The 23,606-nt window shown below is 60.9% G+C and carries 23 protein-coding genes and 1 tRNA gene; 18 read left to right on the top strand and 6 right to left on the bottom strand.

The window, feature by feature from the left end; translation table 11 throughout:
- The 8 genes from C2E25_RS17940 to ilvD form a co-directional block, all read left to right on the top strand.
- On the top strand, nt 1–218 hold a 218-nt coding region (locus tag C2E25_RS17940), incomplete at its 5' end, for a hypothetical protein (protein WP_233189465.1).
- 126 nt (nt 219–344) lie between these two features.
- Nucleotides 345–421, top strand: a tRNA-Trp gene (locus C2E25_RS15945).
- 79 nt (nt 422–500) lie between these two features.
- Nucleotides 501–1,694: a tRNA uracil 4-sulfurtransferase ThiI gene (gene thiI, locus C2E25_RS15940; protein WP_103116718.1), complete on the top strand. Its 1,194-nt coding sequence runs from the start codon at nt 501–503 to the stop codon at nt 1,692–1,694.
- A 113-nt stretch (nt 1,695–1,807) separates the two neighbouring features.
- Nucleotides 1,808–2,548 (top strand): DUF1847 domain-containing protein, encoded by a 741-nt coding sequence (locus C2E25_RS15935; RefSeq protein ID WP_103116717.1) that lies wholly within the window; start codon nt 1,808–1,810, stop codon nt 2,546–2,548.
- 67 nt (nt 2,549–2,615) lie between these two features.
- A complete protein-coding gene (locus C2E25_RS15930) occupies nt 2,616–2,936 on the top strand; it encodes a heavy metal-binding domain-containing protein (protein WP_103116716.1) in 321 nt (106 codons plus the stop codon).
- Nucleotides 2,937–3,096: 160 nt separating this feature from the next.
- Nucleotides 3,097–4,842 carry a biosynthetic-type acetolactate synthase large subunit gene (gene ilvB, locus C2E25_RS15925; protein ID WP_103116715.1) on the top strand — a complete coding sequence of 582 codons (1,746 nt, stop codon included), beginning with the start codon at nt 3,097–3,099 and terminating at the stop codon, nt 4,840–4,842.
- A 192-nt stretch (nt 4,843–5,034) separates the two neighbouring features.
- Nucleotides 5,035–5,505: an acetolactate synthase small subunit gene (ilvN, locus tag C2E25_RS15920; RefSeq protein ID WP_103116714.1), complete on the top strand. Its 471-nt coding sequence runs from the start codon at nt 5,035–5,037 to the stop codon at nt 5,503–5,505.
- Between the two features lie 209 nt (nt 5,506–5,714).
- Nucleotides 5,715–7,418: a dihydroxy-acid dehydratase gene (ilvD, locus tag C2E25_RS15915; protein WP_103116713.1), complete on the top strand. Its 1,704-nt coding sequence runs from the start codon at nt 5,715–5,717 to the stop codon at nt 7,416–7,418.
- Between the two features lie 74 nt (nt 7,419–7,492).
- On the opposite strand, the gene C2E25_RS15910 is transcribed toward ilvD, so the two are convergent.
- The gene (locus tag C2E25_RS15910) at nt 7,493–9,256 is read right to left on the bottom strand and encodes a methyl-accepting chemotaxis protein (protein ID WP_233189464.1); all 1,764 of its coding nucleotides are present in this window, start codon (nt 9,254–9,256) and stop codon (nt 7,493–7,495) included.
- 161 nt (nt 9,257–9,417) lie between these two features.
- Between C2E25_RS15910 and C2E25_RS15905 the strand changes: the two genes are divergently transcribed.
- The 4 genes from C2E25_RS15905 to lysA all read left to right on the top strand — a co-directional run bounded on the left by C2E25_RS15905 (nt 9,418) and on the right by lysA (nt 13,416).
- Entirely contained in the window at nt 9,418–10,116 is a 699-nt protein-coding gene (locus tag C2E25_RS15905; RefSeq protein ID WP_103116711.1) for a response regulator transcription factor, read from the top strand.
- Between the two features lie 171 nt (nt 10,117–10,287).
- Nucleotides 10,288–11,352, top strand: a complete 1,065-nt coding sequence (locus C2E25_RS15900; protein ID WP_158247296.1) for a sensor histidine kinase — start codon at nt 10,288–10,290, stop codon at nt 11,350–11,352.
- A 79-nt stretch (nt 11,353–11,431) separates the two neighbouring features.
- Nucleotides 11,432–11,896, top strand: a complete 465-nt coding sequence (locus tag C2E25_RS15895) for an Lrp/AsnC family transcriptional regulator (RefSeq protein WP_103116709.1) — start codon at nt 11,432–11,434, stop codon at nt 11,894–11,896.
- 254 nt (nt 11,897–12,150) lie between these two features.
- Nucleotides 12,151–13,416 carry a diaminopimelate decarboxylase gene (gene lysA, locus C2E25_RS15890; protein ID WP_103116708.1) on the top strand — a complete coding sequence of 422 codons (1,266 nt, stop codon included), beginning with the start codon at nt 12,151–12,153 and terminating at the stop codon, nt 13,414–13,416.
- Between the two features lie 80 nt (nt 13,417–13,496).
- Here lysA and C2E25_RS15885 read toward each other — a convergent pair whose 3' ends face one another.
- The gene (locus tag C2E25_RS15885) at nt 13,497–13,913 is read right to left on the bottom strand and encodes a hypothetical protein (RefSeq protein WP_103116707.1); all 417 of its coding nucleotides are present in this window, start codon (nt 13,911–13,913) and stop codon (nt 13,497–13,499) included.
- A gap of 128 nt (nt 13,914–14,041) precedes the next feature.
- On the opposite strand from C2E25_RS15885, the gene C2E25_RS15880 reads away from it, so the two are divergent.
- The 5 genes from C2E25_RS15880 (at nt 14,042) to C2E25_RS15860 (ending at nt 17,409) form a co-directional block, all read left to right on the top strand.
- Nucleotides 14,042–14,509, top strand: a complete 468-nt coding sequence (locus tag C2E25_RS15880) for an RrF2 family transcriptional regulator (protein ID WP_103116706.1) — start codon at nt 14,042–14,044, stop codon at nt 14,507–14,509.
- 57 nt (nt 14,510–14,566) lie between these two features.
- A complete protein-coding gene (gene cysK / locus C2E25_RS15875) occupies nt 14,567–15,487 on the top strand; it encodes a cysteine synthase A (RefSeq protein WP_103116705.1) in 921 nt (306 codons plus the stop codon).
- A 52-nt stretch (nt 15,488–15,539) separates the two neighbouring features.
- On the top strand, nt 15,540–16,340 hold the full coding sequence (gene larE / locus C2E25_RS15870) for an ATP-dependent sacrificial sulfur transferase LarE (RefSeq protein WP_103116704.1): 801 nt from the start codon (nt 15,540–15,542) through the stop codon (nt 16,338–16,340).
- 152 nt (nt 16,341–16,492) lie between these two features.
- Complete coding sequence (locus tag C2E25_RS15865) at nt 16,493–16,918, top strand: hypothetical protein (RefSeq protein ID WP_103116703.1); 426 nt, start codon at nt 16,493–16,495, stop codon at nt 16,916–16,918.
- A complete protein-coding gene (locus C2E25_RS15860; RefSeq protein ID WP_103116702.1) occupies nt 16,915–17,409 on the top strand; it encodes a thermonuclease family protein in 495 nt (164 codons plus the stop codon). The genes C2E25_RS15865 and C2E25_RS15860 overlap by 4 nt, the downstream gene beginning before the upstream one ends.
- Here C2E25_RS15860 and C2E25_RS15855 read toward each other — a convergent pair.
- The 3 genes from C2E25_RS15855 to acnA all read right to left on the bottom strand — a co-directional run bounded on the left by C2E25_RS15855 (nt 17,397) and on the right by acnA (nt 21,495).
- On the bottom strand, nt 17,397–17,609 hold the full coding sequence (locus tag C2E25_RS15855) for a hypothetical protein (protein ID WP_146033000.1): 213 nt from the start codon (nt 17,607–17,609) through the stop codon (nt 17,397–17,399). The genes C2E25_RS15860 and C2E25_RS15855 overlap by 13 nt on opposite strands.
- A 237-nt stretch (nt 17,610–17,846) precedes the next feature.
- Nucleotides 17,847–18,602, bottom strand: a complete 756-nt coding sequence (locus tag C2E25_RS15850) for an SDR family oxidoreductase (RefSeq protein ID WP_103116700.1) — start codon at nt 18,600–18,602, stop codon at nt 17,847–17,849.
- 232 nt (nt 18,603–18,834) lie between these two features.
- Complete coding sequence (gene acnA / locus C2E25_RS15845; protein ID WP_103116699.1) at nt 18,835–21,495, bottom strand: aconitate hydratase AcnA; 2,661 nt, start codon at nt 21,493–21,495, stop codon at nt 18,835–18,837.
- Between the two features lie 355 nt (nt 21,496–21,850).
- Between acnA and C2E25_RS15840 the strand changes: the two genes are divergently transcribed.
- Nucleotides 21,851–22,972 (top strand): mechanosensitive ion channel family protein, encoded by a 1,122-nt coding sequence (locus C2E25_RS15840; protein WP_103116698.1) that lies wholly within the window; start codon nt 21,851–21,853, stop codon nt 22,970–22,972.
- Here the strand turns inward: C2E25_RS15840 and C2E25_RS17380 are convergent.
- On the bottom strand, nt 22,915–23,394 hold the full coding sequence (locus C2E25_RS17380; protein ID WP_199177455.1) for an RHS repeat protein: 480 nt from the start codon (nt 23,392–23,394) through the stop codon (nt 22,915–22,917). The genes C2E25_RS15840 and C2E25_RS17380 overlap by 58 nt on opposite strands.
- Nucleotides 23,395–23,606: the final 212 nt, after the last annotated feature.

Genomic DNA, 23,606 nt, shown 5'->3' with positions numbered 1-23,606 from the left:
TTTGGAAATCTCATTCAGACCAAGCACTTGCACTCTCCATCCAACAGGAACTCACGGATTCAGGGTTGAGTGAATCACGTCATTGTCGGCAAAGCATAATGAATTTGCTTTCACTTGGCAATCACGGAAAAGGCGACAGAGTCTTGCCTGCCGGATACAGATCGGTTACCATGACCATCCTTGAGACTTTCGCAAGAAAGCCTCAAGGGGCTGGCTAAGCAAAAAGCGTCAGCAGCAAGGCGCGCGATTGTCGAGCAATGAGACGTACTGACGTACGTCGAAGCCGCGAGAGCAAGCGCGGCAACGCAGCTGCTGATGAGTTTTTGCGACGCCACCATCCTTGCAGGCCAGTAGCACAATTGGCTAGTGCACCGGTCTCCAAAACCGGGGGTTGCGGGTTCGAGTCCCTCCTGGCCTGCCAATTATAAACCTGGATCAGTGAGTTCAGGATAAAGAAGGGGAGCGGTCTACCCGCTCCTCTTTTCATTGGAGAAACACGAATGTTTGACCGCATCATCATTCATTACAGCGAAATCGGTATCAAGGGCAAAAACCGCTCCTTCTTCGAGAACCAGCTGGTCAGACGGATCAAGCAGGCCCTCGGTGAACAGGCGCGGGTGCACAAGCGTTACGGCCGCATCGTCTGCGTTCCGGAACCGGATGCTGATGCCGCGCGGATCTCCGATGCCCTGCGCCGGGTTCCCGGCATCGCTCATTTTTCCATGGGCTGCGCCGCCGAAAAGGATCTCGAAGCGATCCGGGAGAAAGCGGTCGGGATGCTCTCGGAGATGGACTTCACCAGTTTCGGCGTCAAGAGCCGCCGCTCGGACAAGAGCTTCCCGGTCAACTCCAACGAAATCAACCGCCAGGTCGGCAGCAGCATCGTTCTCGGTCTCGACAAGAAGGTCAACCTGACCGACCCCGATCTCTGGCTCCATATCGAACTGACCCACGACGAGGCGCTGCTCTACAGCACTAAAATCTCCGGCCCCGGCGGGCTGCCGGTGGGCACCAGCGGCAAGGCGGTGGTCTCTCTCTCCGGCGGCATCGACAGTCCGGTGGCCGCCTGGATGATGATGAAACGCGGTTGCGAACTGGTCTTCGGCCACATCCGCAATGAAACCCAGTTCGCCGGCGGAGCGGTCGGCAAGATCGAAAACCTGGTCGCCACCTTAAGCCGCAGCCAGCGGCGCTCGAAACTCTACATCTTCCCCTTCGGCGACATCCAGCGCCACATCATCGCCTTCGTCCCGGCCAAGGAGCGGATGATCATCTACCGCCGCTGCATGATGCGCCTGCTCAACATGCTGGCGGAGAAGGAAAAGGCCGGCGCCATCGTCACCGGCGACTCCCTCGGCCAGGTCGCCTCGCAGACCATGGACAACATGCTCTGCATCCAGGCGGCGTCCCGGCGGCCGGTGCTGGCCCCCCTGGTCGGCCTCAACAAGGAGGAGATCATCGCCATCGCCGAACGGGTCGGCACCTTCGAGGACTCGATCCAGCCCTACCCCGACTGCTGCTCCTTCATGATCGCGCCGCACCCCGACACCCGCGCCAGACTGCCCGACATCGAGCGTTTCGAAGCCGCCATGCCGCAACTCGACGAGCTGCTGCAGGCCTGCCTCGACGAGGCCGAACTGCGGATTATTGATACTGAGAAACCGGGCGAGGCGAAGTCCGGAACGAAGACCTGAGGCCGCTTGCCACCAAACACGACCTTGCCGCACCGGTTACGGGGTGCTAAATTTGTCGGATCGCCCCCCCCCCGCGGGGCAAACAAACTTCTGGATCAGGAAGGAATACAACCATGAGTGAAAAGACCGTCGTCAAACCCTCCTGTTCATCCTGCAGCGGCGTATTCCAGAAACAGGGAGCGACCAACTGCTGGAGCGAACCGGGCCAGGGACCGGCCAAACCGGGCTACTGCCCTTCGGACCCTCATGCCGAGATCATCAGTGAAGCGTTCGAGAGCTACCGGGGGGACGACTTCGACGCCCGCCTGGCCCGCATGGCAGCCAAGGTGGAAGGACTCTGCTACCAGCCGGTGCCCGGCTCCGACGCGGTCAACGCCCGCTGGACGCGGGTCGAGGACACCATCGCCCTGTGCAAACTGATGGGCTTCAAAAAGATCGGCATCGCCACCTGCATCGGTCTGCTCGACGAAACCCGGCGCCTCTCCGAGATCCTCGCCGCCCAGGGGCTGGAGCCCTTCTCCGCCTGCTGCAAGGCCGGCAGCATCGACAAACTTGACCTGAACCTGAAAGAGGAAAACAAGGTCCGTCCCAACACCTTCGAACCGGCCTGCAACCCCATCGCCCAGGCACGGATCTGCAATGCCGAACAGACCGACATGAACATCATCATGGGGCTCTGCGTCGGCCACGACATGCTGTTCAGCAAATACGCCGATGCACCCGTCACCACCCTGGTTGCCAAGGACCGGGTCACCGGCCACAACCCGGTCAGCGTCCTCTACGGCCAGAATTTCTACTACAAGCGGCTGCAGAAACAACCGGTGCTGACGGACAAAGAGCTGGAAGAAATCTGACATCGCTTGCGTTCCTCCTTTTTCCTGAAACAATGAAGATGCTTTCAGGAAAAAGGAGGAACACACCATGCTCATCACCACCACTCCCCAGATTGAAGGTCGGCAGATCAACGACTACCTCGGCGTCATCACCGGCGAAGCGGTCCTCGGCGCCAATATTTTCAAGGACATGTTCGCCAATATCCGTGACATCGTCGGCGGCCGTTCCGGATCGTACGAAAAGGAACTGCGCAAAGCCCGGGACTACGCCTTCGAAACCCTGCGCGAAGAAGCCGCCGGCCTCGGCGCCGATGCCGTGGTCGGAGTCGACATCGACTACGAGGTTCTCGGCGAAAAAAATGGCATGCTGATGGTTTCGGTCAGCGGAACAGCTGTCAAGCTGGCCTGAAAAAACACCTCGAAACCAGCGGAATCCGTCGGTTTTTCCTCTTCTATCATTGCAACCTCAAAACAGAGCGTTACAGTTATCTCTACCGGCGGGCGCCTTCCCGGCGCCCCTCCTTGAACCTGATTCAGGTTGAACCCCTAACCAGGCGGCTGAGGTTGCGATGACTGGCAAGGAACTTCTCTTACGGGCCCTGGCAGACCGGGGCGTGCAGACCATTTTCGGCTACACCGGCGGCGCCATCATGCCGGTGTTCGACCAGATGGACAAACTCGGGCACTTCAGATTCATCATGTCGCGGCATGAACAGGGTGCGGCCTTCATGGCCCAGGGCCTGTCCCGCGCTTCCCTGTCAACCGCCAACCCGCAGGTCGGTGTCTGCATGGCGACCTCGGGTCCGGGAGCAATGAACCTGGTCACCGGCATCGCCGATGCCTACATGGACTCGGTTCCCATGGTCGCCATTACCGGCCAGGTCGCCACCGGCGTCATCGCCACCGACGCCTTCCAGGAGAGCGACGTGGTCGGGGTCATGATGCCGATCAGCAAACAGACCTACATGCCCCTCTTCGTCGACGAGATCGAACAGACCGTGCACGAGGCCTTCTACGTCGCCACCACCGGACGCGGCGGACCGGTGGTGCTGGATATTCCCAAGGATGTCCAGAATGTCCAGGTCGACAAGGATTACCACTTCGACACCGCAGCCTTCCGACCGGCCCTGCCCGGTTTCTACTACCATCCGACACCGGCCCGTGAACCGCTGCAGAAAGCGGTCGAACTGATCAACCGCAGCGAACGACCGGTAATCTTCTGCGGCCACGGGGTGATCAACAGCAACGCCGGCCAGCTGCTGCAGCAGTTCGCCGAAAAGGTCAACATCCCGGTCGCCTTCACCCTGCACGGGCTCTCCGCCCTGCCCCTCGACCATCCCTTAAGTCTCGGCATGATGGGGATGCACGGCACCGTCGAGGCCAACCGGGCGATCATGGAGGCGGACCTGCTGATCTCCTTCGGCATGCGTTTCGACGACCGCGTCACCGGCAAGCTCAGTGAATACGCCCAAAATGCCGACGTCATCCACGTCGAAATCGACCCTTCCGAGATCGGCAAGAACGTCCAGCCGACCGTCGCCATCAACGCCGATGTCTACCGCACCCTACATGTCCTGGTCAGCGACCCGATGCTGGCCGGCAAGCCGCGCCGCCGCTGGCGCCAACGCATCGCCGAGGCGCGCGAGGTGATGGCGGCGGACCTGCGCCGGGAAATCGATAAAGGCGTCGGTGATGACGGCGCGCTGCTGATGAAAACCATCATCGACCGGCTCTCGAAACTGACCGGCGGCCGGGATCTGATCGTCTCCGATGTCGGCCAGCACCAGATGATGGCGGCCCGCTTCTACAACTACCAGACCCCCAACAGCTGGTTCGCCTCCGGCGGCGCCGGCACCATGGGCTGCTCGCTGCCGATGGCGATCGGCGTCAAGCTGGCGCGACCCGATGAACGGGTCTGGTCGATCAACGGCGACGGCGGTTTCCAGATGAACATGCAGGAACTCGGCACCATCATGGAACAGGGAACCGACCTCAAGATCATGATTCTCAACAACGGCTATCTCGGCATGGTGCGCCAGTGGCAAACCCTGTTCTTCGACGGCCGCTATGCCGGAACCCCGATGCAGAGCCCCGATTTCGGCCAGGTGGCTTCCGCCTACAGCATCCCCTACCGCAAGGTGACCGAACTCGCCGAGGTCGAACCGGCGATCCAGGAGGCGATCGACCACCAGGGAGCGATCATGCTCGAATTCGTCTGCGATCCGAGCGAGGTGATCCTGCCGATGATCCCCGCCGGCGGCGGCTTCAACGATATGATCATCAAACGGCCGAAGGCGAAGAAGGAAAAGAGCTGAGGACAAAACCGGAATCAAAGTCTTTAACGCAGAGGCGGAGAGAAAACCCGGTTTCAGGGGGACCTCAATCCAAATAAGATTTTGGTTTTCTCTGCGCCCTCTGCCACTCTGCGACTCTGCGTTGAAAAGATTTTCCTGGTGCCCTGGTGGCCAATGATATTGTTTTCCAGATGATGAACGGAGAATACACCCATGAAACGACGCGCTATCCTCGCCTTCATGCTCGACCGCCCCGGCGTGCTGCAGAAAGTCTCGATGCTGATTCGCAAGAAGATGTATAACGTCGACACCCTGACGGTCTGCAACTCCCGCAAGGAAGGCATCAGCCGCATGACCATCACCCTGCGGGAAGATGACGAAGAGAAGGTGCAGCAGATCCTTTCCCAGCTGGAAAAATTCACCGAGGTGGTGTCGGTCAAGGAGCTCGATACCGACCACAGCTATTGGCGGGAAGCGGCGATCATCAAGGTCGAAGCTGATGACGAACATCTTGAATCCTTCCGCAAGGACTACACCTTCGAGATCCTCGACCACAAGAGCGACGAAATCCACATCATCCAGATCGCCGGCTCGACCCGCCGTATCGACGCTTTCGTCAAGGCCCTGGGCGAGGAACACATCATCGAAATCGCCCGCACCGGGGTGACGGCACTGGAGAAATAAAAAACCTGGGGGCCGCCAAGACACCAAGAAAACCTTGTTTAACGGAGAGTCGCTGAGAGGGAGAGGGCGCGGAGAAAAGCATAAGATCTTTTTTGGGGTTTTAAAATCCCAAGATTTTCTCTCCACCTCTGCTCCTCTCCGTCTCTGCGTTAAATTTGCCTGTGAACTTCCTGGCGCTCTTGGCGGCCTCAACGAATTAAAGGGCCAGCATGAAGAAACGCAGCAGCGAGATCACCGGCACCCCCGGCGGGGCCGACTGGGCGGAGCGGACCGCGGCGCGCAGCATGCTGCGGGCGGTGCGTTTTTCCGACGAGGACTTCGAGAAACCGATTATTGCCTTGGCCGTCCCCCATACCAACGGCACCCCCTGCAACGATCATCTCCGCGACCTCGGCGACATTCTGCAGCGTGAAATCGAAGCGGCCGGCGGCAAGGCGATCGTCTTCGGCACCCCGGTGATCTCCGACGGCATCTCCATGGGCAGCGAGGCGATGAAATATTCGCTGGTCAGCCGCGAGGTGATCGCCGACGCCATCGAACTGATGACTGAAGGCTACCGGGTCGACGGCGTGCTGACCCTCTCCGGCTGCGACAAGACCATTCCGGCCGCGCTGATGCCGATCGCCCGCAACGACCTGATCGGCCTGACCCTCTACGGCGGCAGCATCCTCCCCGGCCTGTATGATGGCGAGGAACTCAACATTGTCAGCAGCTTCGAGGCAATCGGCGCCCACGCAGCGGGAAAAATCGACGCCTGCCGGCTGAAGGAAATCGAATGCCACGCCTGCCCCGGCGCCGGCTCCTGCGGCGGCATGTACACCGCCAACACCATGGCGTCAGCCATCGAAGCGCTGGGAATGAGCATCCCCGGCGCCGCCTCCAACCTCGCCGTCGAACGCGACAACCGCATCAGCGCCGACAAGCGTCTCGATGCCGCCCGCAGCGCGCGGATACTGATGAGCCTGCTGCAGAAGGGGATCAGCGCCCGCCGCATCATGACCCGCGCCGCCTTCGAAAACGCCCTCACCGTCGCCTGGGCGCTGGGCGGCTCGACCAACGCCGTTCTCCACCTGCTGGCCCTGGCGCGCGAGGCCGACGTTGATCTCGATCTCGACGCTATCGCCCGCGTCACCGAGAAAGTACCGCTGCTCGGCAACTTCAAACCCTTCGGCCGCTACCTGATGAACGACCTGCATCGCATCGGTGGAATACCGATGGTGATGAAGACCCTGCTCGACGCCGGCTTCCTGCACGGCGACTGCCTGACTGTCACCGGTCTCAGCATCGCCGACAATCTCGCCGACGCGCCCACCTGCCCCGAGGGACAGGACATCCTCTATCCGCCAGAGGCCCCCTACGCTCCGCCGGAACAACACATCCGTATCCTGCGCGGCAACCTCGCCCCGAAAGGCTGCGTACTCAAATTGAGCGGCAAGAAGCCGGGCAGCTTCAGCGGCCCGGCGCGGGTCTTTGAACGGGAGGAGGAGGCACTGCAGGCGATCCTGAAAGGAGAGATCAACCGCGGGGACGTGATGGTGATCCGCTACGAGGGGCCGAAGGGCGGTCCCGGCATGCGCGAGATGCTTTCCCCCTCGGCGGCACTGATGGGCGCGGGCCTGGGCGCCGATGTCGCCCTGGTCACCGACGGCCGCTTCTCCGGCGGCACCCACGGCATCATGATCGGCCACGTCGCTCCCGAGGCGCAGGTCGGCGGCGCCATCGCCCTGGTCAAGGAGAGAGACCCGATCGAAATCAACCTCGGCACGAACGAGTTAAACCTGCTGGTTGATGGCCGTGAGCTGGAAAAACGGCGAGAGGCCTGGCAGCCCCCCGGATTCCGCTACCCGCGCGGGGTGCTGGCCAAGTACGCCGGCCTGGTCTCCTCAGCCTCGGAAGGAGCGGTGACCAGCTGAACAGGGACCACAAGCGAAGAGGGCATCGACCTGTCGGTCGATGCCCTCTTCGCTTGTGGTCGGAAAATTTCGGATCAGCTTTCAACTCCGAGGCCGTTTTCAAGCTTGAAACTGGCCAGCATTTCCTGCAGCTGTGCCGCCTGACCCGACAATTCCTCGGCGGCGGCGGCCGAACTTTCGGCGCTGTTGGTATTCTTCTGCGTCACCTGGTCGATCTGGTTCAGCCCGGAGGTGATCTGGCTGATCCCCTGGGCCTGCTCACTGCTCGCCTGGGCGATTTCGGCCACCAGGTCCGAGGCCTTGCTGATGCCGCTGACAATCTCCTCCAGCGAAGCCGAAGTCCGGTCGGCGATTTCGGTCCCCCGTTCGGTCTTGGCCACTGTGGACTCGATCATTTCGGCCGTCTCGCGAGCAGCCCTGGCGCTCCGCCCGGCCAGGTTGCGAACTTCCTCCGCGACGACCGCGAAGCCCTTGCCGGCGGTTCCGGCCCGCGCCGCTTCGACGGCAGCGTTGAGAGCCAGCAGGTTGGTCTGGAAAGCAATTTCGTCAATCACCTTGATGATATTGGAGATACTGCGCCCCGATTCGTTGATTTCGTCCATCGCCGCGACCATCTCCGTCATCTGTTCGGCGCCGCTCTCCGCCGCCTTCCGCGCCCGGCTGGAAAGATCGTTGGCGGCATTGGCATTTTCGGCATTCTGCTTGGTCTGGTTGGCGAGTTCCTGCATCGAGGCGTTGATTTTCTCCAGCGACGCGGCCGATTCGGTCGCGCCGTCCGAGAGCGCCTGGCTGGACCTTGAGACATCATTGGAGGCCGTGGCAATTTCCCGACCGGCGGTCTGCACCTGGCCCAGCAGCAGGTTCAGGCTGCGGTTGGCCTTCTCCAGCGGTTCCCGGATCAACCCCCTGGCCTTGAAGGTAAAATCGCCACTGGCCAGGCGGTCAAACGCGGTCAGAATCTCATCCTGCAGACTGGCGGCGAAGGTATCCAGGGCCTTGCCGAGACGCCCGATTTCATCGTTGCGCTTCAGGTTCAAACGCCGATCGAGCTGGCCTGTCTGCATCCCTTCGAGCATCGCCACCACTGAACGGAGCGGATTGATCACCGCCCGCGATGAGAACAAACCGATCAGAACCGCGAAGGCCACCAGGGCGGCGAACATGATGCCGCCCCCCATGAGCAGAATCCCCGCCAGCTGAGCATCGGCAGCGTCCAGGGAATGAATGATTTCAAAGGCGCCGTGAATCTCACCGACCTTCCAGTTTTCCATCTTGCTGCCGGTCGGATCGAGACCATCCTTGTTGCCCCAGAGGGTTTCTGCCGTGGCCGGATCGCCATGGCATTTCAGGCAGACCTCTGTCAGAACAACGGGCCGGAAATAGTGAACCGCGTTGTTCTGCGGATCGATTTCAACATATTCCTTCTGCCCCTGTTTGAGGGCTTTCAGAGCCCTGGCCTCCAGCTCATCCGGCTGGTTTTTCGGGTTCCGCGGCTGAAACTTGGGAACCTTGAAAGTATAGCCGCCCTCCCGGGCCTTGCGCATGGCCGAATTCCAGGCCGAGACAACCGGCACCGCGGCAAGCACTTTGTCCCGCTCTCCCGCTTCGGCATAATGCTTCACCATCCCGGCATTGAAGAGCCCGAGAGCCCATTTATCCTCCATTTCCTGACGGGCGGACTCCACGGTGCGCGCCAGCACACGCGACTGATCGATATACGCGTTCAGCACCCGGTCCTTTTCAGTCCGGTAGAACACGACGAACAGTCCGCCGAGAATCACCGCCGGGATCAGAACCCCGCCGGCGATCAGCTTGAATCGCAGGGACACGGATTTCATCGTCAACCTCCAGATCGGGAAGGAACTATCCACCTTTCGGCCCATGGACTCGCTTGCTTTAGCAAAAAACAATGAAACAGGAGGTTATTACCGGGACCAAACCTTTACGCGCGCTGATTCAGGTTATAATTTCTCCAACCACCGCACCTACGGAGTCAAGAATGCCGCACCCCCTCCTCAAACAGCCGATCCTGATCATCGAGGATGATCCCAACACCGCGGCACTGGTTGAAACCTACCTGCGGCGCGAAGGATTCGCGACCCTCACCGCCAGCGGAGGGATCCGGGCACTGGAGTTGGCCCGCACGTGCAAACCGGGCTTTGTCATCCTCGACATCATGCTGCCGGAAGTGGACGGCTGGGAGATCTGCCGCCGGCTGCGCCGGGAATCAGAGGTTCCCATCCTGATCCTGACGGCCCGCGAAGAGGAGATCGACCGGGTTCTCGGCCTCTCTCTCGGGGCCGACGACTACGTGGTCAAACCCTTCAGCCCAAGGGAGCTGGTCGAACGGGTCCGGGCGATCCTGCGCCGAACTCAGGCCGGAAGGACGGAACAAAAGTCGGAACTCTGCCAGGGAAGGCTCTGTCTCGATCCGGAACAGCACCGGGTCACCCTTGCGGGGAAAACTATTGATCTGACCGGCGCCGAATTTCGCCTGCTGCAGATTCTGCTCGGAACACCGGGCAGGGTTTTCTCGCGCGGGGAACTACTGGAGAGGCTCTATGACAACGGGGAGACGGTGGTCGAAAAGGTGGTCGATGTCCACATCGGCAAACTTCGCCAGAAGCTCGGCGACCACGCCGCCGAGCCGGAGATCATCGAAACGGTGCGCGGCTTCGGCTATCGGCTGAAATCCTGAATCGGAGGGTCCCTTGTCGGCGGATAATACAAGTCATTGCCCTGTTTGCACTTGCCAAAAATCACCAGCGAACCTATGGGTGCGCTTCAGATTTTTGGCAACCCCATCCAAGGCAAGCACTTGCACTCTCCATCCAACAGGGACCCACCGATCCAGGAGAGCGGAGACCCCATGAAACAGCGCCTGGTGTGGAAACTGCTGCTGATCAATCTGCCGGTGATCGGCGTGATCATGCTGGTTGTCTGGCTGGCCATCGACCAGCTGGCGGCCAACTACTTCATGGTGCTGATGGACAAGTACATGGTGGCGCCGACCGAAACCCACCGGGCCTTCCTGGACGCCATTCATCACTACCTGATCTGGGCCGGCCTCGCCGGTCTGGCCCTGGCCCTGCTGCTCAGTTACCTGTTGACCCGCCGGGTGCTGCGGCCATTGGGACAGATGACCAGGATCAGCGGCGAAGTCGCCGCCGGCAACTTCGATGGACGGGTCGCGGTCACCTCTGCCGACGAAATCGGGCAGCTCGGCAGTTCCTTCAACCGCATGGCCGACAACCTGCAGCAACTCGAACAGCTGCGCCGCAACATGGTCAGCGACATCGCCCACGAACTGCGCACCCCACTGACCAATCTGCGCGGCTACCTCGAAGCCCTCAGCGACGAGGTGGTGCCGCCGTCGAAGAAAACCTTTGCCATGCTGCAGCAGGAGATCCTGCGCCTGGTCCACCTGGTCGAGGACCTGCAGCAGCTCTCCCGCGCCGACGCCGCCCGTGCCTACCTGAATCGCCAGCCACTCTCCCTGCCGGAGGAAATTGGCCGCATGCTCGCTCTTTACCGGCCCCATTTCGAAACCCGCGACCAGCGGGTGGAAACCGATTTCGCGGCAGATACTGTAACCGTCCATGCCGACCGCGACAAACTGCTGCAGGCGATCCGCAACCTGGTCGACAACGCCTGCAAGTATGCTCCCGACAGCAGCACCATCCGTATCAGCGGTGTGCGGCAAGCCGACGGCATCCGGGTGACCTTCACCAACAGCGGTCCGCCGATCCCGGCCGAATCCCTGCCGCTGCTGTTCCAGCGTTTCTACCGTGCCGATCCTTCCCGCTCCCGCGAGGCCGGCGGCGCCGGCATCGGCCTCGCCATCGTCAAGGAACTGGTCGAAGCCCACGGCGGCCGGGTCGGCGCCGAGAGTTCCGAGGGTGAAAACCGCATCTGGTTTGAACTGCCGGGCTGACCATGGTCGAGATCCATTTCCGGAAACCCGCAAAAAATAGTTGACATCACTAGTCATCAATGAATAAAATTCTCCCATCATGGACACTATCAGAACGATCGACGAAATCGATCACAAAATACTGAATATTCTTCAGGAAAAAGCCAGAATCCCCAATGCCGAGGTTGCCCGGCAGGTCGGCATGGCGCCGTCGGCGGTACTGGAACGCATTCGCAAGCTGGAGGAGCGGGGGATTATCGAGGGTTACGAAGTGCGCCTCAATCCGCTTCCCTTCAAACAGGGGCTGGCGGCCTTCGTCCTGGTCGAAATCGACCGCAGCCGCGGCAACGGCAACCTGGAGCAGCGTCTGGCCGAAGTGTCGGGGGTGCAGGAGGTTCACCAGATCGCCGGCGAGGACGGCTACCTGCTGAAAGTCCGCGCCGCCGACCCGAAAGCGCTCGGCCAGTTACTGCGTGACCAGCTGCTGACCATCCCCGGCGTCAAAGGAAGCCGTACCCAGGTGGTGCTGAATACGATCAAGGAGACGCGGCAGATCGATCTATAACAACGACAGAGGGGCCGCCACGCCAAGAGTACCAAGAAAATCTTTTCAACGGAGAGGCGCTGAGAAAGAGAGAACGCAGAGGAAAAAATCTCAAGGTTTTGATTATAAAACCAATAAATTCTGATTTTCTCTACAGCTCTGCCCCTCTCCGACTCTGCGTTAAATCGGCTTTGAATTTCTTGGCGTCCTTGGCGCCTTGGCGGCCCAAATTCTCGGAGAAAAAGACTCAATAAATCTGGAGGAGATATTCACCCATGCCCATGTCAGACGCATTCAAAGAGCGGCTCTTTCCCGACCTGGAACGGATCGCCGACCACTTCGGCACCCCGTTCCATATCTACGATGAGACCGGCATCCTGGAGACCGGCCACCGGCTCAAGGAAGCCTTCGCCGGCATCGACGGCTTCCAGGAATATTACGCGGTCAAGGCGCTGCCGAACCTGAAAATTCTTGAATTGATGAAACAACTCGGCTTCGGCTTCGACTGCAGCTCGATTGCCGAACTGATCATGGCCCGCCAGGTCGGCGCCGAGCCGATGGAGATCATGTTCACCTCCAACAATACCGATCGGGAAGAATTCGACGCGGCGCTGAAGGATGGCGGCTGTATCCTCAACCTGGACGATATCTCGCTGATCGACAAGGTCCCGAATCCCTTCCCGGAACTGATCTGCTTCCGCTACAATCCGGGTCCGCGCCGTACCGGCAACATCATCATCGGCAACCCGGTCGAGGCCAAGTACGGCGTCACCCACGAGCAGGTGATCGAGGCCTACCGGCGCGCGCGGCAGCGGGGCGCGAAACGCTTCGGACTGCACACCATGGTCGCCTCCAACGAACGCGACTACAGCTACATGGTCGAAACCGCCCGCATGCTGCTTCAGATCGCCGCCCTGGTCGAATCAGAACTCGACATCCGCTTCGAATTCCTCAATATCGGCGGCGGCTTCGGCATCCCCTACCGGCCCGAGGACAAGGAACTCGATATCTGCAGCATGAGCCGGGAGATCACCGAGCTGTTCAAAACTTTCAAACGGGAGCATGGCTACGCGCCGCGCATGGTGATGGAGTCGGGTCGCTGGATGACCGGCCCGCACGGCGTACTGGTGACCCGCGCCATCAATCACAAGGATACCTACCGCAAATACGTCGGCGTTGATGCCTGCATGTCCAGCCTGATGCGCCCGGCACTTTACGAGGCCTACCACCATATCGACGTACTCAACGGCGCGGGACGGCCGCGCGAGGTCGTCGACGTGGTCGGTTCGCTGTGCGAAAACAACGACAAGTTCGCCGTTCAGCGGGAACTGCCGCGGGTCGAGGACGGGGATCTGCTGGTCATCCATGACACCGGCGCCCACGGCCACGCCATGGGTTTCCAGTACAACGGTCGGCTGCGGCCGCAGGAACTGCTGCTGCGCGACGACGGTCGGGTGGAACGGATCCGCCGGGCGGAAACCCTGGAAGACTACTTCGCCACCCAGAACTTTGAGGCCGACAGTTTCATCTCCGCCCAATAAGCCCTTTTCACGGCGTCTGAACATCCTAAAAAGGCCGGTTCTAAGCATCGAACCGGCCTTTTTTGCGTCTCCGGATTGAATCAGGCAGGATGCGCCGATGGCAGAAAAAGCTGCTTCCAGCCACCCACCTGGCAGAGCCGGTTCAAGCCTCGTCCCGCCAGGCGACACCCGCCTCCGTCGGCCTCCGTCAGCTGCGCCTTCAGCAGCAGGTTTCCATGCCAGTCACGAACCTCAACAAGTCGCCCCTGGAAGGAAACTTCCGTGACCTTTCGGCCGGCAACCTCCAGCGGTATCGTCAGCACCAACGGTTGCCCCACCCGCAAGTCACTCCGCGACAGGCCCGCCTCGGTCAGGGCCAGGGTGATCATCGGCGTTCCGCCGCACACAAGACCGAACCAACCGACCCGCAATGAACGCGTCTCATCGGCAAGAACGACCTGCAATCGGGCCAGGGGCCGCTGTGGATCAAAGGGATTGCGACTTCCGATCGGGATCATGGAAACAACCTTTCCTGTACTGATTTCAGTTAACCAGACAGCGCTGAAATCGCAAGCGGGAAAAGTTTCTTGACAATGTTCATGGGTTTTATGAAAATTAAATTACCAGAATTTAGAGGAGATTCCAGATGAAACTTTCGACCAAAAGCCGCTATGGATTACGCGCCCTTTTCGACATGGCCTATCACGGCGGCAACATGCCCTGTCAGATCAAGGACATATCGCGGCGGCAGAAAATCTCGCCGCGCTACCTGGAACAAATCTTTCAGGAGCTGAAAAAAGGCGGACTGCTCAACAGTCGCAGGGGACCGCAGGGGGGATACACCCTGGCCAAAGCCCCTGACAGGATGACCGTCAAGGACATTATCGAAGCCGCCGAGGGTGAAGTTTTTCTGGTCGCCTGCACCGCCCGTGATAAAGCCTGCCGGAAAAACTGTGAATTTGACAACCAGTGTGTTACCCAGAAAATCTGGCAGGAAGCCAACAACCGGCTCAACGATTACTTCAGTTCCCTGAGCCTGCAGGATCTCTGCGAGATGGCCCGGGACATGGGACTGGAAAAAGAACTTGATCACCGTTTCATGTATTTTATCTGATGAAATCCCCAAACGGTCCCGCCCAAACCCCTTCTTCCCGCAAACCGGAGGCTGACCATGCCTGTCGCCGTCAGTGAAAATCCCCTCGTCCAGATCGGCAACACCCCGCTGATACGCATCAGCTCTTCCTCTGAAAAAAACGGGGCCACGATCTGGGGCAAGCTTGAGGCCGCCAATCCGGGCGGCAGCGTCAAGGACCGCATCGCCCTGGCGATGATTGAAAAGGCGGAAGCAGACGGTTGCCTCCAACCGGGCGCGACCATTGTCGAACCGACCAGCGGCAACACCGGCATCGGTCTTTCCCTGGTGGCGGCGGTCAAGGGCTACCGCCTGATCCTGACCATGCCCGACAGCATGAGCATCGAACGGCGGCGCCTGCTCGGGGCCTATGGCGCGGAACTGGTCCTGACCCCCGGCTCCAAGGGGATGCGGGGCGCGATTGACAAGGCCGAGGAGATCGCCCGGCAGAAAAAGTGCTTCATGCCCCAGCAGTTCAACAATCCCGCCAACCCGCTCGTCCACCGGCAGACCACCGGCCCGGAAATCATCCGCGCCTTAGATGGCCGAATCGATGCCTTCGTCGCCGGTGTCGGCACCGGCGGCACCATTACCGGGGTTGGACATGCCCTGCGGGACCACGGGCTCAATTCACTGATCGTGGCGGTCGAACCGGCCGACTCGCCGGTCCTCTCCGGCGGGGCCCCGGGACCACACAAGATCCAGGGAATCGGCGCCGGTTTCATTCCCGAGATCCTCGACCAGCAGATTTACAGTGAAGTCATCCCGGTCAGCAATGAAGATGCCATTGCCACGGCCAGAAAGATGGCGCGTGAAACGGGGCTGTTCACTGGTATTTCCAGCGGCGCCAATGTCTTTGCCGCCGCGCAGATCGCCCGTCGTCTCGGTCCCGGAAAGACTGTCGTGACAGTCCTCTGCGACACCGGGGAACGCTATCTCTCGACCGGGATTTTTGACTGAACCCGGCCCTCACCCATCCCGATTCCGGCCATTGATGCCGCACGGAAAGAATATGATTGAACAGAAATACCGGCAACTGCAGCAGATCCTGCGCGACCTCGGTTCGGTGGTCGTCGCCTTCTCCGGCGGCGTCGACTCGACCCTGTTGCTCAAGGTGGCCGTCGACACCCTCGGTGCCGACAAGGTGCTGGCCCTGACCGCGACCTCGCCGACCTATCCGCAGTTCGAATTTGAACAGGCCTGCCGCCTGGCCGCAGAGTTCGGCGCCCGGCAGGTGGTCATCGAAAGCAATGAACTGGAAATCCCCGGGTTCGCCAAAAACGACCGTCGACGCTGTTACCACTGCAAGCACGAACTTTTCTCCCTGTGCCGGACCAAGGCCCGTGAACTTGGCTTCCGGGCGATTCTCGACGGCTCCAATTGCGACGATCTGCAGGATCACCGTCCGGGACGCGAGGCCGCCGCCGAGCTTGAGGTCCGTTCCCCGCTGCTCGAAGCCGGCTTCGGCAAGGACGATATCCGCCGACTGAGCCGCCGACTGGACCTTGAAACCGCCGACAAACAGGCCTTCGCCTGTCTTTCATCGCGTTTTCCCTACGGCACTGAAATTACGTCCGAACGCCTGCGGCAGATCGACTCCTGCGAAACCTTCCTGCGCGAACAGGGCATCCGCAACTACCGGGTCCGCTACCACGACAGCGTCGCCCGGATCGAGGTCGCGCCACTGGAGATCGCCCGTTTTCTCGATGAGGATTTTCGCAGCCGGGTCGTCGACGCTTTCAAGAAAGCGGGCTTCACCTACGTGGCCCTCGACCTGCAGGGTTACCGGACCGGCAGCATGAACGAAGTCTGAGGTCGACAAGCGGGTGCCGGTTATGTATCTTGAATTGCTGCGAATCGACGCACTGTGATCGGAAGCCGACCCGCGGGGGGGGCAACAGGTTGCTTCCGCCTGAATGAAGCCTGAAGTCGCGACCTGATCGCCACTTCAGAACAGGAGGCGTTATGAACCGGGGTTCCGCTCTACTGGCAACAGCCTTTGCCGCCGGCCTGCTCGGCGGACTCTGCAACAGCCTGGCCCTCTGGCTGGCGGGGGACTGGGGCCTGACCGCCCTGCTCGGCGTCAAGATTGCTCCCCACCTGACACCCGCCTGGCTCTATCCCCGGCTGGTCTGGGGCGGCATCTGGGGCCTGGTTTTCTATTTCACCATCGCCCGTCCCCGCACCCGCAGACACTGGGTGCGCAAGGGACTCTGGATCAGCCTGCTTCCCAGCGCCGTACAGCTCTTCATCATCTTTCCCAACACCACGCATTACGGCATGCTCGGCTTCGGCCTCGGCCAGCTCACTCCGCTGGTGGTGCTGCTCGCCAACGCCGTCTGGGGCCTGTTCACCGGAGTTTTCACCCGCGCCCTCTGGGGACGTGGATGAGATTGTTCCTCTGCCTCTGCCTGCTGCTTCTGACTCTCCAGCCGGCCACAGCGGAAAACCTTCGCGGCAAAGTGACCTGGATCTACGACGGCGACACCCTCAAGGTCGCCGGGGTCGGCAAGGTCCGCCTGATCGGCATCGACGCTCCGGAGCACGCGGATTCGGACCGCGACCGCTTCTACCGCCGCTGGAACATCCCCCCCGCGCGGCTCCGGAAAATCGCCGCCGCAGGCAAGCGTTTCCAGATCAGGACCGTTAAAGGGAAGGTCGTCAGACTTCAATTTGACCGGGAACGGAAAGACAAGTACGGCCGCACCCTTGCCTACGTTATCCTCCCCGACGGCCGGATGCTCAACCGGCTGCTGCTCAAAAAGGGCTACGCGACCGTCTTTCGTCGTTATGATTTCAAGTTCAAGGACGACTTTCTGAAGATAGAGAAAAAAGCCCGGAAACAACAGGTCGGGCTCTGGAAGCGACCTCAATCCGGATAGAGCCCGCAGCCGGGATAACTGAAGGAAAATCCGTACCAGCGACAGAAGATCTGCAGCGGCCGGCCGCCATCCCGCCATTCGGCATAGGGAACCTGATCCAGCTCACCGACAGCAAGCCGCAGGCTGCGACCGTCCCAATCCTCCACCAGCTCCTCCCGCAGGCTCCGGGCCGGGTAGAAACGGGCCCGCGACCCTCCCACCACCACCTCTCAAGGCGCCTCCCGTCTGAAGGAGTGAGGCGTAGCGGAGCTACGTCGCAGCGACTGAAGGCGGGAGCAACGAAGTAGATGGGTGCTTTTCAGCCGCCCTGCCACCTCCGTTGAAGGCGGCTCAAATGTCGTTAGATGCAAGGCGTCTCGGGGCTCGAAGAGCGAGGTGTAGCCGGGGGCTACTCCGCAGCGATGAGAGGCACGAGCAACGCAGCAGATGACGGCATTTCAGCCGCCCTCACGATAAACCATGGTGGCTCCCCACGCCTGCTCCGTCGGCATCACCTCCAGCTGGTTGATGTTGACGTGCTCCGGCAGGCCGGCACACCAGAAGACGCACTCGGCGATATCCTCGGCGGTCAACGCCCGGGTGCCCTTGTAAACCCCGGCCGCTTTTTCATCATCCCCCTTGAACCTGACCTGCGAGAACTCGGTTTCGGCCATCCCCGGCTCGACACAGGTGGCGCGTACCCCGGTACCGTGCAGGTCGGTGCGCAGGTTGCGGGTAAACTGCTGCACGAAAGCCTTGGTGGCGCCGTAGACGTTGCCGCCGGCATAGGGCCAGGAACCGGCGATCGAGCCGATGTTGATGACATGCCCGCGGCGGCGCTCGACCATGCCGCCGAGCAGGGCCCGGGTGCAGTAGGCCAGACCCTTGATATTGGTATCGATCATCCGCTCCCAGTCGTCCAGGTCGACCTCCCAGGCCGGTTCCAGGCCGACCGCCAATCCGGCGTTGTTGACCAGCACATCGACCGCGGCGAATTCGGTCGGCAGCGCCGCGACCACTGCCCTGACCGCCTCACTGTCGCGCACGTCGAGTTCGGCCAGGTACACCGGGGCATCGCCCAGCTCGCTCTTGAGCGCCTGCAGCTTGTCCAGCCGCCGCGCGGCAAGCACCAGCCGATCCCCCGCCGCGGCAAAGCGCCGCGCGCAGGCGGCCCCGAATCCGGCCGAGGCGCCGGTGATGAAAACAGTTCGCATATTGATTCCTCCTTGATTGTCAGTTCAAGACTAAAATCCCGAGACGCCAAGAAAACCTTGTTTAACGGAGAGACGCGGAGAGGGAGAGGGCGCGGAGAAAAGCATAAGATCTTTTTGAGGGCTTTAAAATCCCAAGATTTTCTCTCCATCTCTGCGTTAAATATAGATTTTGACCTCCTTGGCGTTCTTGGCGTCTTGGCGGCAAATAAATCCGCGTCTCCGTGGTAACAATTCAGTTTTTCACGATCCGCTGCAGGACGTAATTCAGAATCCCACCATTGCTGTAATAGCGGATTTCGTTTTGCGTATCAAGCCGGCAGAGAACCGGCACGTCCTCGCTGCGGCCATCGGCGCGGTGGATAACGATGATCAGCTCCTGGCCGGGCTCAAGAGGTGCGGTCTGGTCTGGCAGATCAAAGCTTTCGCTGCCGTCCAGCCCCAGGGTCTCGCGGTTGACACCATCCTTGAACTGCAGCGGCAGAATCCCCATACCGATCAGGTTGGAACGGTGGATACGCTCGTAGCTCTCGGCGATCACCGCCTTCACCCCGAGCAGCAGAGTTCCCTTGGCCGCCCAGTCCCGGCTGGAGCCGGTACCGTATTCCCTGCCGGCGACGATCAGCAGCGGCGTGCCCGCCTGCTGATAAGCCATGGCGGCCTCGAAGAGGGTCGTCACCTCGCCGTCGGGGCCGATGGAAAAGCCTCCCTCGGTCCCGGGCGCCAGTTCATTGCGCAACCGGAGGTTGGCAAAGGTGCCGCGCACCATCACCTCGTGGTTGCCGCGCCGCGAACCGTAGGAGTTAAACTCGACCGGCTCGACGCCATGCTCGCGCAGGTAGATGCCGGCCGGGGTCGAGGCGAGAATCGCCCCCGCCGGCGAAATATGGTCGGTGGTAATCGAATCGCCCAGTTTTGCCAGCAGGCGCGCCCCGGAAAAGCCCTTCAGGCCGGGCGGCGCCGTTTCGCGCAACTCAAAGAAGGAGGGTTCGCGGACGTAGGTCGACTGCGGATCCCAAGCGTAGGTCTCCCCTTCCGGAACCGGCAGCTCGCGCCAGCTCGCTTCGCCGCTGAAGACATCGGCGTACTTCTCGCGGAACATCCCGGCCGAAACCATCTTCACCAGTTCGGCGACCTCGGCGTCACTCGGCCAGATATCCTTAAGATAAACCGGGTTGCCGTCCCTGTCCTCGCCGAGCGGTTCACGGTCGAGATCGATACGGGTGGTGCCGGCGAGGGCGAAGGCGACCACCAGCGGCGGCGAGGCGAGCCAGTTGGCGCGGGTCTGGGAGTGAATCCGGCCCTCGAAGTTGCGGTTGCCGGAGAGCACCGAGCAGACCGTCAGGTCACCGGCCTCGATCGCCTCGGCAATCGGCCCGGCCAGCGGTCCGGAGTTGCCGATGCAGGTGGTGCAGCCGTAGCCGACGACGTTGAAACCGAGCTGGTCGAGAAAGGTCTGCAGTCCGGCCTTCTCCAGGTAGTCGGTGACCACCTTGGAGCCGGGCGCCAGCGAGGTCTTGACCCAGGGCTTCTGCTGCAATCCCTTTTCAACCGCCTTTTTCGCCACCAGCCCGGCGCCCATCATCACCGCCGGGTTGGAAGTGTTGGTGCAGGAGGTGATGGCGGCGATCACCACGTCTCCCTGCTTGAGCCGGTACTCGGCGTTGGTGGCCGGGGCCTGTTTGTCTTCCTCTCCGGCCGGAATCGCCTGCTCAGTCGCCTTTCTCAGATCCACCAGGTTGACCCGGTCCTGGGGCCGCTTCGGTCCGGCCAGGCTCGGCTGAACCGTCGCCAGGTCGAGCTCCAGCACATCGCTGTAGAGCGGGTCGGGGCCGTCGTCCGAACGCCACATGCCCTGCTGTTTGGCATAGGCTTCGACCAGGGCAAGGGTCTCGTCAGGACGACCGGTCAACCGCAGGTAGTCGAGAGTCACCTGGTCGACGGGGAAGAAACCGCAGGTGGCACCGTATTCGGGCGACATGTTGCCGATGGTGGCCCGATCGGCGAGCGAGAGTCGCGACAGCCCCTCGCCGAAAAACTCGACGAACTTGCCGACCACGCCGAATTCGCGCAACTGCTCGGTGACCGTCAGCACCAGATCGGTGGCGGTCACCCCCTCGCGCAGGGCGCCGGTAAAGCGGAAGCCGACCACCGCCGGGATCAGCATCGAAATCGGCTGGCCGAGCATCGCCGCTTCGGCTTCGATGCCGCCGACCCCCCAACCGAGGACCGCCAGCCCGTTGATCATGGTGGTGTGCGAATCGGTGCCGACCAGGGTATCGGGATAGGCGAATCTCACGCCATCCCGCTCCTCGCTCCAGACCGTGCGGCCGAGGTATTCGAGATTGACCTGGTGGCAGATGCCGGTGCCGGGCGGCACCACCCGAAAGTTGTCGAAGGCCATCTGACCCCAGCGCAGAAACATGTAGCGTTCACGGTTGCGTTCCATCTCCCGCTTGACGTTGTAGGCGAAGGCCTCCGGCATGGCGTACTTGTCGACCATGACCGAATGATCGATGATCAGGTCAACGGGAATCCGCGGGTTGATCCGCTGCGGATCGCCGCCAGCCCGCCTGACCGCGTCGCGCATCGCCGCCAGGTCGACCACCGCCGGCACGCCGGTAAAATCCTGCATCAGCACCCGCGCCGGGCGGAAAGCGATCTCGTGATCGCTGCGCTGTTCCTTGAGCCAACCGACCAGGGCGGCGACATCTGCACGGGTCACCGTTTCGCCATCCTCGAAGCGCAACAAGTTCTCCAGCAGCACCTTGAGGGTGAAGGGCAATCGGTCGATCGTCCCGAAACCGGCCTCGGCGACCGCTTCGAGGGCGTAATATTGATAATCGTTGCCGCCGACTGAAAGGCTACGGCGGGCGTTGAAGGTCTGTTCGCTCATGGATTGTCTCCCGGGCTGGATTTGACTTCACCCCCATTCTAGCAGATTCGACAGGGGCTACAGTGCTCTGACACTTGTATTTCCGGGTATAATCCGGCAAGCTTGCTGTCTGTAAATCAATATGCTGCCAAGATGCCAAGGGCGCCAAGAAAACCTTTTTTAACGGAGAGTCGCAGAGAGGGAGAGTCGCAGAGAGGGAGAGGACGCAGAGAAAACCAAAAGCAGTTTTTGGTTTTAAACCCAAAAGATTTTCTCTCCGTCTCTGCTCCTCTCCGCCTCTCCGTTAAATGAGTTTTTGACCTTCCTGATTCCCCTGGCGTCTTGGCGGCCCAAGGTTTTCCTGGAGACAACACAGATGTTCGAAACCATTCGCCAGATCTTCACCGAAACCTTTCTCGGCATCCCCTTGAGCCGCTTTGCCGCCGCCCTCGGGGTGCTGATCCTCGCCCTGCTGGTGAAAAAGCTGATCGGCCAGTTCTTTCTCCGCATCCTCTTCCCGCTGGCCGGACGCACCCGGGGAGAATACGATGACCGGGCGCTGCAGGCACTGCGCAAGCCGGCTGAATTCCTGGCGGTGATCGGCGGACTTTTCATCAGCCTGCAACTGCTGCAGCTGCCGGTCAAGCCGGTCAACCTGCGCCTGTTCGGCAGCGCCCTCATCAAAGTGCTGGTGACCTTCAACATCGCCTGGGTGCTGTTCAATCTGGTCGACGTCCTCGACCTGCTGCTGGGCCGCTGGGCGGGCAGAACCGAAACCGATCTCGACGACCACCTGGCGCCCTTCATCCGCAAGTCGCTGCGGGTTTTCATCGTCGCCATGGCGATCCTGATGGTGGTGCAGAACCTCGGCTACTCGATCTCCGGGCTGCTCGCCTCACTCGGCATCGGCGGCCTGGCGGTGGCGCTGGCCGCCAAGGATACCCTGGCCAATATCTTCGGTTCGATCATGATCCTGCTCGACCGACCCTTCGGCCTCGGCGACTGGATCAAAACCGGGGACCTGGAAGGGACCGTTGAAGAGGTCGGCTTCCGCTCGACCCGCATCCGCACCTTTGCCAAGACCCTGATCACCGTCCCCAACTCGGTGATCGCCAACCAGTCGATCAACAATTTCAGCCGGATGCCGAAACGGCGCATCAAGCTGACCGTCGGAGTGACCTACGCCACAACCCCGCAGCAGATGCGGGACGCGGTGGCGGCGATCCGCGACATGCTGCGCCGCCACCCGGCCATCAACCAGGACTTCTGGCTGGTCAACTTCACCGACTTCGCCCCTTCCTCCCTCGACATCATGGTCTACTGCTTCACCACGACCACCAACTGGGGCGAGTACCTCGACGCCCGCCAGGACGTCTGCCTGAAAATCATGGATATTCTGGAAGGAATGGGACTGCAGATCGCCTTCCCAAGCCGGACGATCTACCTGGAGCAGAAAGTGGGGGACATGGAGACGACGGACGCGGAAACCAGGGAGTGAGACAAGCCGCCCGGATTCGTGGGATTCCCATTCATCCAACGGAAAACAACCACCAAACCTTGTTTCGCCAAAACCATGCAAAATGTCGGGTTGCTGTCACTGAGGATGTTGCCGAAGCTGTCGTAGGCGATCTGCTTGACCATATTACCAGCAGCATCGACGACCGCACGGAGTGAACCGATCTGGTCATAGCCGAGGTAGTAGGTGATATTGCCTTTCGTCATCGCCACCGGCATCCGCCCGTCGGCATACTGGAAGCGCATGACCAGATTGTCCGCGCCGTCATAGACGGCCAGCAGGCGGGTCAGGCCCTGCCAGAGGTACTTTTCGACGATCACGCCGTTGACCTTCTTGGCAATCCTTCGCCCTTGCGGGTCGTGGAGGTATTCGATGGTGGTTGCATTCGCCAGGGTGACGCTCAACAGCTCTCCACGGGAGGAATAGTCAGCAGATTCTCTCGAGCCATCCCCCGAACGGATGATGGTAGACACACCTCCGCTAGGGCCGGTAATAACCGATGTGGTGCAAACTGAAACCTCACTGATTCAGCTGCTTGGCAACAACAAAGAAAAAGATATTGCCTCGTCCGCAGAATCTGTGGGTAGGCCGATATAAAAATTAGAGCATTGCCCTT

The organism is Geothermobacter hydrogeniphilus, from assembly GCF_002898515.1.
Classification (GTDB): Bacteria; Desulfobacterota; Desulfuromonadia; order Desulfuromonadales; family Geothermobacteraceae; genus Geothermobacter_A.
The sequence above is the reverse complement of the archived record's forward strand: the minus strand, read 5'-3'. Positions and strand labels throughout refer to the sequence as shown.

Coding starts and splice junctions, on each gene's coding strand:
- lysA (WP_103116708.1), top strand. CDS start 12,151: ATGCCCATGTCAGACGCATTCAAAGAGCGGCTCTTTCCCGACCTGGAA.
- acnA (WP_103116699.1), bottom strand. CDS start 21,495: ATGAGCGAACAGACCTTCAACGCCCGCCGTAGCCTTTCAGTCGGCGGC.
- C2E25_RS15905 (WP_103116711.1), top strand. CDS start 9,418: ATGCCGCACCCCCTCCTCAAACAGCCGATCCTGATCATCGAGGATGAT.
- C2E25_RS15850 (WP_103116700.1), bottom strand. CDS start 18,602: ATGCGAACTGTTTTCATCACCGGCGCCTCGGCCGGATTCGGGGCCGCC.
- thiI (WP_103116718.1), top strand. CDS start 501: ATGTTTGACCGCATCATCATTCATTACAGCGAAATCGGTATCAAGGGC.
- ilvN (WP_103116714.1), top strand. CDS start 5,035: ATGAAACGACGCGCTATCCTCGCCTTCATGCTCGACCGCCCCGGCGTG.
- C2E25_RS15910 (WP_233189464.1), bottom strand. CDS start 9,256: ATGAAATCCGTGTCCCTGCGATTCAAGCTGATCGCCGGCGGGGTTCTG.
- larE (WP_103116704.1), top strand. CDS start 15,540: ATGATTGAACAGAAATACCGGCAACTGCAGCAGATCCTGCGCGACCTC.
- C2E25_RS15895 (WP_103116709.1), top strand. CDS start 11,432: ATGGACACTATCAGAACGATCGACGAAATCGATCACAAAATACTGAAT.
- C2E25_RS15860 (WP_103116702.1), top strand. CDS start 16,915: ATGAGATTGTTCCTCTGCCTCTGCCTGCTGCTTCTGACTCTCCAGCCG.
- C2E25_RS15880 (WP_103116706.1), top strand. CDS start 14,042: ATGAAACTTTCGACCAAAAGCCGCTATGGATTACGCGCCCTTTTCGAC.
- ilvD (WP_103116713.1), top strand. CDS start 5,715: ATGAAGAAACGCAGCAGCGAGATCACCGGCACCCCCGGCGGGGCCGAC.
- C2E25_RS15840 (WP_103116698.1), top strand. CDS start 21,851: ATGTTCGAAACCATTCGCCAGATCTTCACCGAAACCTTTCTCGGCATC.
- C2E25_RS15935 (WP_103116717.1), top strand. CDS start 1,808: ATGAGTGAAAAGACCGTCGTCAAACCCTCCTGTTCATCCTGCAGCGGC.
- cysK (WP_103116705.1), top strand. CDS start 14,567: ATGCCTGTCGCCGTCAGTGAAAATCCCCTCGTCCAGATCGGCAACACC.
- C2E25_RS15900 (WP_158247296.1), top strand. CDS start 10,288: ATGAAACAGCGCCTGGTGTGGAAACTGCTGCTGATCAATCTGCCGGTG.
- C2E25_RS15885 (WP_103116707.1), bottom strand. CDS start 13,913: ATGATCCCGATCGGAAGTCGCAATCCCTTTGATCCACAGCGGCCCCTG.
- C2E25_RS15865 (WP_103116703.1), top strand. CDS start 16,493: ATGAACCGGGGTTCCGCTCTACTGGCAACAGCCTTTGCCGCCGGCCTG.
- ilvB (WP_103116715.1), top strand. CDS start 3,097: ATGACTGGCAAGGAACTTCTCTTACGGGCCCTGGCAGACCGGGGCGTG.
- C2E25_RS15930 (WP_103116716.1), top strand. CDS start 2,616: ATGCTCATCACCACCACTCCCCAGATTGAAGGTCGGCAGATCAACGAC.